This window comes from Phenylobacterium sp. (assembly GCF_030693805.1).
Classification (GTDB): domain Bacteria; phylum Pseudomonadota; class Alphaproteobacteria; order Caulobacterales; family Caulobacteraceae; genus Phenylobacterium.
In genome coordinates this window covers 1-6,639 of record NZ_JAUXZW010000336.1, presented here as the reverse complement: position 1 = coordinate 6,639, position 6,639 = coordinate 1, and the positions used below count along the sequence as shown (strand labels likewise).

The 6,639-nt window shown below is 68.1% G+C and carries 6 protein-coding genes; 1 reads left to right on the top strand and 5 read right to left on the bottom strand.

Translation table 11 applies throughout. The annotated features are described in order from the left end of the window. From Q8M88_RS13195 to Q8M88_RS13180, 4 genes are all read right to left on the bottom strand, one after another. Window positions 1–820 (bottom strand): FAD-dependent oxidoreductase (locus tag Q8M88_RS13195; protein WP_305597619.1); only part of this gene is annotated, 820 nt, incomplete at its 3' end. 251 nt (window positions 821–1,071) lie between these two features. Beyond that, complete coding sequence (locus Q8M88_RS13190) at window positions 1,072–2,244, bottom strand: cystathionine gamma-synthase (RefSeq protein WP_305597618.1); 1,173 nt, start codon at window positions 2,242–2,244, stop codon at window positions 1,072–1,074. Then, window positions 2,241–3,623: a cystathionine beta-synthase gene (locus Q8M88_RS13185; protein ID WP_305597617.1), complete on the bottom strand. Its 1,383-nt coding sequence runs from the start codon at window positions 3,621–3,623 to the stop codon at window positions 2,241–2,243. Before Q8M88_RS13185 ends, Q8M88_RS13190 begins: the two co-directional genes overlap by 4 nt. A gap of 31 nt (window positions 3,624–3,654) precedes the next feature. Then, on the bottom strand, window positions 3,655–4,335 hold the full coding sequence (locus Q8M88_RS13180; RefSeq protein WP_305597616.1) for a sugar transferase: 681 nt from the start codon (window positions 4,333–4,335) through the stop codon (window positions 3,655–3,657). A 206-nt stretch (window positions 4,336–4,541) separates the two neighbouring features. Between Q8M88_RS13180 and Q8M88_RS13175 the strand changes: the two genes are divergently transcribed. Beyond that, window positions 4,542–5,036, top strand: a complete 495-nt coding sequence (locus Q8M88_RS13175; RefSeq protein ID WP_305597615.1) for a hypothetical protein — start codon at window positions 4,542–4,544, stop codon at window positions 5,034–5,036. On the opposite strand, the gene Q8M88_RS13170 is transcribed toward Q8M88_RS13175, so the two are convergent. Further along, window positions 5,037–6,639: elongation factor G (locus Q8M88_RS13170; protein WP_305597614.1), on the bottom strand; the 1,603-nt coding region annotated here is incomplete at its 5' end.

Sequence of the window (6,639 nt, the reverse complement as noted above, 5' to 3'; positions counted from 1 at the left end):
CGAAGCCCGACCGGACCACGACCGTGACCTCTTCCCCGCCCATGCGGCGCGAGGTGCGGCAGCAGTCCATGGCGGTGTTGCCGCCGCCCAGCACGATCACGCGACGGCCGATGCGGTCGATGTGGCCGAAAGAGACGCTGGAGAGCCAGTCGATGCCGATGTGGATGTTGGCGGCGGCCTCCTGGCGGCCGGGAATCTCCAGGTCGCGGCCTCGCGGCGCGCCGGTGCCGACGAAGATCGCGTCGAACCCCTGCCCTGTCAGCGCCTTCAGGCTGTCGATCCGCTGACCCAGGCGCATCTCCAGGCCAAGGCCGGTGACGTAGCCCACCTCTTCATCGATCACCTCTTCCGGCAGGCGGAAGCGGGGGATCTGGCTGCGGATCATGCCGCCGGCCTTGGCGTCGGCGTCGAACACCACCAGGTCGTAGCCTAGCGGCGCCAGATCGCGCGCGACCGCCAGCGAGGCCGGCCCTGCGCCCACCAGCGCCACGCGCTTGCCGTTACGCACGACTGGCGGTTGCGGCAGGAACGCGGTGATGTCGTCCTTGTTGTCGGCCGCCACGCGCTTCAGGCGACAGATCGCCACCGGTTCGTCCTCGACGCGGCCGCGTCGGCAGGCAGGCTCACATGGGCGGTCGCAGGTGCGCCCCAGGATCCCGGGGAACACGTTCGACTTCCAGTTCACCATATAGGCGTCGGTGTAGCGGCCGTCGGCGATCAGTCGGATGTATTCGGGAACCGGCGTGTGAGCCGGGCAGGCCCATTGGCAATCGACGACCTTGTGAAAGTAGTCGGGCCCCTCGGTGTGGGTGCGCTGCAAAATCGCGTTTCCTCGTTCGACGCTCTACTCTCGCGGCGACGAAGACCCGGCTTTTGAAACCCGGCTCCCCAGCCACGACGCGGCGTTCGCAAGGATGGTAGGACCTTAATTCCTACAGCGGCAATACCTATTCGCTGCTTGGGTTGCGCATTTCTCGAGTGCAACGGACGGGGCGGCGACTTGCCGGCTTCCAGGTTCAATTGCGAATGTTTCGCAACGATGAGGCGAACACTTATCCCCGCGGCTGCGGCCTAGCCGATGGCCTGGTCGAGGTCGGCGATCAGGTCGCCCGCGTCCTCGACGCCCACCGACAGGCGGATCAGGCCGTCGGCGATGCCCAGGCGGGCGCGGGTCTCGAGCGGGATTGAGGCGTGGGTCATGATCGCAGGGTGCTCGATCAGGCTTTCGACGCCGCCGAGGCTTTCGGCTAGGGTGAACAGGCGGGTGCGTTCCAGCATGGCGCGGGTCGCCTCCAGGTCGCGGTCGAGCACCACGGTGACCATGCCCCCAAAACCGTGCATCTGGCGCTGGGCCAGCGCGTGCTGCGGGTGGCTCTCAAGTCCCGGATAGATCACGCGCGCGACCCCGGCCCGGCCCTCCAGCCAACGGGCGATAACCAGCGCGTTCTCGCAGTGCCGCGCCATCCGCAAGGCCAGGGTCTTCACCCCGCGCAGCGCCAGGAAACTGTCGAACGGCGAGGCCACCGCCCCTAGCGCGTTCTGCAGGTAGCCCAGCCGCTCGGCCAGGGCGGCGTTCTCCCCCACCACCAGAGCGCCGCCGACGATGTCGGAATGGCCGCCCACGTACTTGGTGGTGGAGTGCATCACCACGTCGAACCCGTGCTCCAGCGGCCGCTGCACATAGGGGCTGGCGAAGGTGTTGTCGGCGGCGGCGATCACCCCGGCGCGTCGGGCGAGATCCGCGATGGCGCGCAGGTCGGCCAGCCGCAGCATCGGGTTGGTCGGCGTCTCCGCCCAGATCATTTTAGTGCCGGGCCGCATCGCCGCCTCGACTGCGCCCAGATCAGCGAGGTCGACGAAGGTGAAGTCCAGCCCCGCGGTGCGCCGTCGCACGCCTTCGAACAGCCGGTAGGAGCCTCCGTAAAGGTCTTCGCTGGCGATTACGTGGTCGCCGGCGTCGAGGGTCTCCAGCAAGGTCGCGATCGCCGCGAGGCCGGAGGCGAAGGCGTAGCCGCGGGTCCCGCCTTCGAGATCCGCGATGGCGCGCTCGAAGGCGAAGCGGGTCGGGTTCTGGCTGCGGGAATATTCGAAGCCCTGGTGCACGCCCGGGCTCGACTGGGCGTAGGTCGAGGTCGCGTAGATCGGCGTGATCACCGCGCCCGTCGACGGGTCAGGGTGCTGGCCGCCGTGGATGGCGCGGGTCGCGAACGCCAGCCGGTTCTTGCCGTGGGGATCTTCGGTCACGATTCGCGCCTCAGATAGTTGAGCAGGTCGATGCGGGTGATCAGGCCCAGGAACTCGCGGCCTTCGAGAACGATCGCCACCTCGTCGCGCTCGAAGATCGGCAGCAGGCGCTCGAGCGGTTCGTGCGCCTGGACGGTGTGTAGCCGCGCCGTCATCGCCGCGCTCACCGGCTGGGTGAAACGCCGCTCGGCCCGCCGATCCTCGACCGCCTCCAGCAGGTCGCTCTCATCGATCAGCCCCACCAGGCGTCCGTCATCGAGCACTGGAAGCTGGGAGACATCGGCCTGGCGCATCCGGTTGTAGGCGGTCAGCAGCGTGTCGTCCGGCCCCACCGTCACCGCCGCCCCGTCGCTGGCGGCGCGGGCGATCAGGTCGCGCAGGTCGCCATGGAGCCTCCGATCGGTCAGTCCCTGTTCGGCCAGCCACTGGTCGTTGTAGACCTTCGACAGGTATTTCGAGCCCGTGTCGCAGACCAGGGTGACGACCCGCTTGGGCACGGTCTGCTCGCGGCAATAGCGCAGCGCGCCAGCCAGCAAAGTGCCGCTGGACGATCCGCCCAGCACCCCGGCCCTGGTCAGCAGCAGGCGCGCCGCAGCGATGCTTTCGCGATCGGGGATCGTGTAGGCCTTGGCGACCAGCGACAGGTCGCAGTTGGGCGGCACGAAATCCTCGCCGATGCCCTCGACCACCCAGGAGCCGGGCTCGATGGTCTCGCCGGTCTCCACCAGCGGGGCCAGGATCGAGCCTTGCGGGTCGGCCAGGATCATCCGGGTCTTCGGCGACACGCGCGCGAAATAACGGCCGAGCCCGGTCAGCGTGCCGCCGGAGCCTACGCCCACCACCATGGCGTCGATGTCGCCACCCATCTGCTCGAACAGCTCAGGGCCGGTCGTGGTCTCGTGCGCCAGCGGATTGGCCGGATTGGCGAACTGATTGATGTAGATGGCGTTCGGCAGGGTTTCAGCCAGCGCCTGGGCCATGTCCTGATAGTATTCCGGATGGCCCTTGCCGACGTCGGAGCGGGTGATCCGCACGTCGACGCCCAGAGCGCGCAGATGCTGGATCTTCTCGCGCGCCATCTTGTCGGGCACCACCAGCAACAGGCGATAGCCCTTCAGCACGCCGACCTGCGCCAAGCCCAGCCCGGTGTTGCCCGCCGTCGCCTCGACGATCGTCCCGCCGGGCTTCAACGAGCCGTCAGCCTCGGCGGCCTCGATCATCGAGCGGGCGATCCGGTCCTTGATCGAGCCGCCGGGATTGGCGCTCTCCAGCTTGACGAACAGGCGACAGAGCCCCGTGTCGAAGCCGGTGAGCTCCAGCATCGGGGTCCGGCCGATCAGATCGAGGGCGGAGTCTGCAGGGGGTGATAGCGGTTGCACCCGCCGACCATAGCCGGCGCGGAGGCTCTGGTCAGTAAGAGCCGCGCCGGCGCAAAACCGCCGGCAAGGTGCTGATCAGCAACCACGTGTCGAACAGCGGGCTCTTGCGACGCGCATAGAGCGTGTCCATCGCCACCCGGGTGCGATAGCTGATGTCATTGCGGCCGCTGACCTGCCACAGGCCGGTGATGCCCGGCGTGACCGCGCAATAGTGACGGAAGCGCCATCCGTAGCGGTCCACCTCGGCCTCCACGATCGGACGCGGGCCCACCAGGCTCATCTCGCCGCGCAGCAGATTGAACAGTTGCGGCAGCTCATCGAGGCTGGAGCGGCGCAGGAACCTGCCGAGCGGCGTGACGCGGGGGTCATGACGCAGCTTGTGGGCGTTCTGCCACTCCTGCCGCAGCTCAGGGTCGGCGGCCAGCAGTCCGGCCAGTTGGGTTTCGGCGTCGACCACCATGGTGCGGAACTTCAGGCAATAGAACGGCTTGCCGCCCTTGCCGAGACGCCGATGGCGAAACAGCGCCGGGCCGCCGTCCTGCGCCATGATCAACAGCGCGATCACCAGCAGCAGCGGCATGATGAAGGCGGCGATCGTCAAGGTAACCATCGCGCCGAACACGCTCGCGATGGCGGCGCTCAGCGAGGGGCGCGAGCGCGTGCGCAGGCGACTGTCGTCCAAAGAGGAATCTGAGTAGATGAGCTCGGCCATCCTGAATGTTGGCTCCAATCCGAGCCCGGCCCCCTTCGTGGTTTGCGCGTCCTTAACCGCAACCTTGTCAGAGGAGTTCAGTGTCAGACGAGAAATTTTACGCTCTCACAAACTCAGGATCTTAAAGGTGCGCGCGTCGGTGGCAGACGCTGCGCCGCAGTGCACAAAGAGCTTAACCGCGTTCGCTGTGCAATCGAAGGGATCGCATGTCGCCAAATGATCGCGCCAACGCCGAACGCATCCGCCAGCAAGCCGCGAGCGCGGCTCGACAGGTTCACGAGATCACCGTCGCCTCCGCCGCGGTGATTTCCGAGCGGCTGACGATCGGGGCCAAGGCGCTGCATGCGCCCTCGATCGCCGCGGCGACGGAGGCCGGGACAATGATCGCCGAAAAGGCCGGCGCCAGTCTGGCCTCGGGTGTCGCCCTCGCCCGTTCCAGCGTCGCTTTCGCCGCCGAGGCGTCTTCCTACGCCTTACGTGAGACCGCCAGCCTCGGCGGCGGCATCGCCGATCTCGCCGGCTCACGCTCGCCGATCGAGGCGGGCCTGGTCCAGGGCGAAGCGGCCGCCCGCTTCTTCGGCCGCGCTCTGTCGCACAGCCTGGCGCTGACCGCGCTCAGCATGGACATGGGCCTGGCCGCCCTGAATCCGTTCCATGCCGGCGTGGTCGCCAACGCCAAACGATTGAAACCCGGCGGCTAGTTAGGCCGACGCGCCGCACTGATGGGCCGCCTCCTCCGCCAGCCGGCCAGCCAGTTCCGACATGTGGTCGTAACGACCCTCGAATGCGCCGAGCCCCTGGGTGATCGACCGCAACTCGGCGATCAGATCGTGACGCTCGCCTTGTGGCAGATAGGCCTCGATGGTGTCCCAGTTCGACCAGCCCTCGCGCGGGCTGAAGCCCAAAATCTGGCCCCGGCGGGAGGACAGGCTGGAGGTGACGTTCGACAGAAATACCGACGGCGCGTAGACCGACAACCGTTCGATCGGCTCCAACAGGATGGTGCCGGCGCTGCGCAGGGCTTCCTCGATCGCCAGGCGTCCGGCGGCGCGGAACGCCATTTCGGACGAATCGACGCTGTGGTGCGAGCCGTCTACCAGCGCCACCTCAAGATCCACCACCGGGAAGCCCAGCGGTCCCTTGGCGAGGCCGTCGCGGATCCCCTGCTCCACGGCCGGCACCCATTGTTTGGGCACCACGCCGCCGGCGATCTTCGAGACGAAGACAAAGCCCTCGCCGCGCGCCAAGGGCCGCAGTTCGATGACCACGTCGCCGAACTGGCCGTGGCCGCCGGTCTGCTTCTTGTGGCGGCCGCGCTGGGTGACAGACTTCACCGGCGCCTCGCGGTACGGCGTGCGCGGCCGCGTGGTGGCGATCTCGACGCCGAAGCGGCGCTTCAGGCGATCCAGGGCCAGGCGCACATGGCCCTCGCCCTGGCCGGTCAGCAACACCTGGCCAAGCTCCGCGTCGTGCTTCAGCGACAGGCCCGGGTCCTCCTCGACCAGCTTGGCCAACGCTCCGGACAGCCGCACATCGTCCTGCCGGTTGCTGGCGGCGACCGCGAGCGCGAACAAGGGCGGCCGCGCGTCAGGCGACGGCCGCGTTTGAGGCTTGCCGGCCAGCGACATCACCTCGCCGACACAGGCCTGTTCGAGCTTGCCGATCGCCACGATGTCGCCGGGCTCGGCGGCGGTGATCTTCTTCAGGGCCGCACCATGTACTGCGAATAGCCCGCCGACCCGGGTGCGCTCACCCCTTGAAGTCAGCAAATCCGCGCCATCGGCCATCTTGGCGCCGAAGGTGCGCACATAGGCGAGCTTGCCGGCCTGGCCGGCGTAGGTGGTCTTCAAGACGCAGGCGCCGGGCGCCTCAATACCCAGGCGGCGCGCGGCGCGCTCCGGCGCCGGCGTCTCGTGACGCAGGGCTTTCAGCAGCCGGCCGATGCCGAAGCCGGTCTGCGCCGAGCCGAAGAACACCGGCACGATCAGGCCCTCGTTCATCTCGCGCACGAGGTCGGCGAAGACCATGTCGGGCGCCGGGGTGACGTCGGAGATCAGTTGCTCCATCAACTCGTCGTCGAAGTCGGCCAGTTGCTCCAGCATGTGGAAGCGGGCGTCGGCTTCCAGCGTCGCGAGCTCTGGAGAGATGTCGATGCGTTGGGCCTGGGCGCCGGGCCGGTGGACGAAGGCGCGCTCCAGCGCCAGGTCGACGAAGCCGGTGACGCGCTCGTCTTCCCAGATGGGGATCTGACGCGCCACCAGGGGCGCGGCGCTGGCGGGCGCCAAGGCGACCAGCAACTCGTCC

Coding starts and splice junctions, on each gene's coding strand:
- Q8M88_RS13175 (WP_305597615.1), top strand. CDS start 4,542: ATGTCGCCAAATGATCGCGCCAACGCCGAACGCATCCGCCAGCAAGCC.
- Q8M88_RS13180 (WP_305597616.1), bottom strand. CDS start 4,335: ATGGCCGAGCTCATCTACTCAGATTCCTCTTTGGACGACAGTCGCCTG.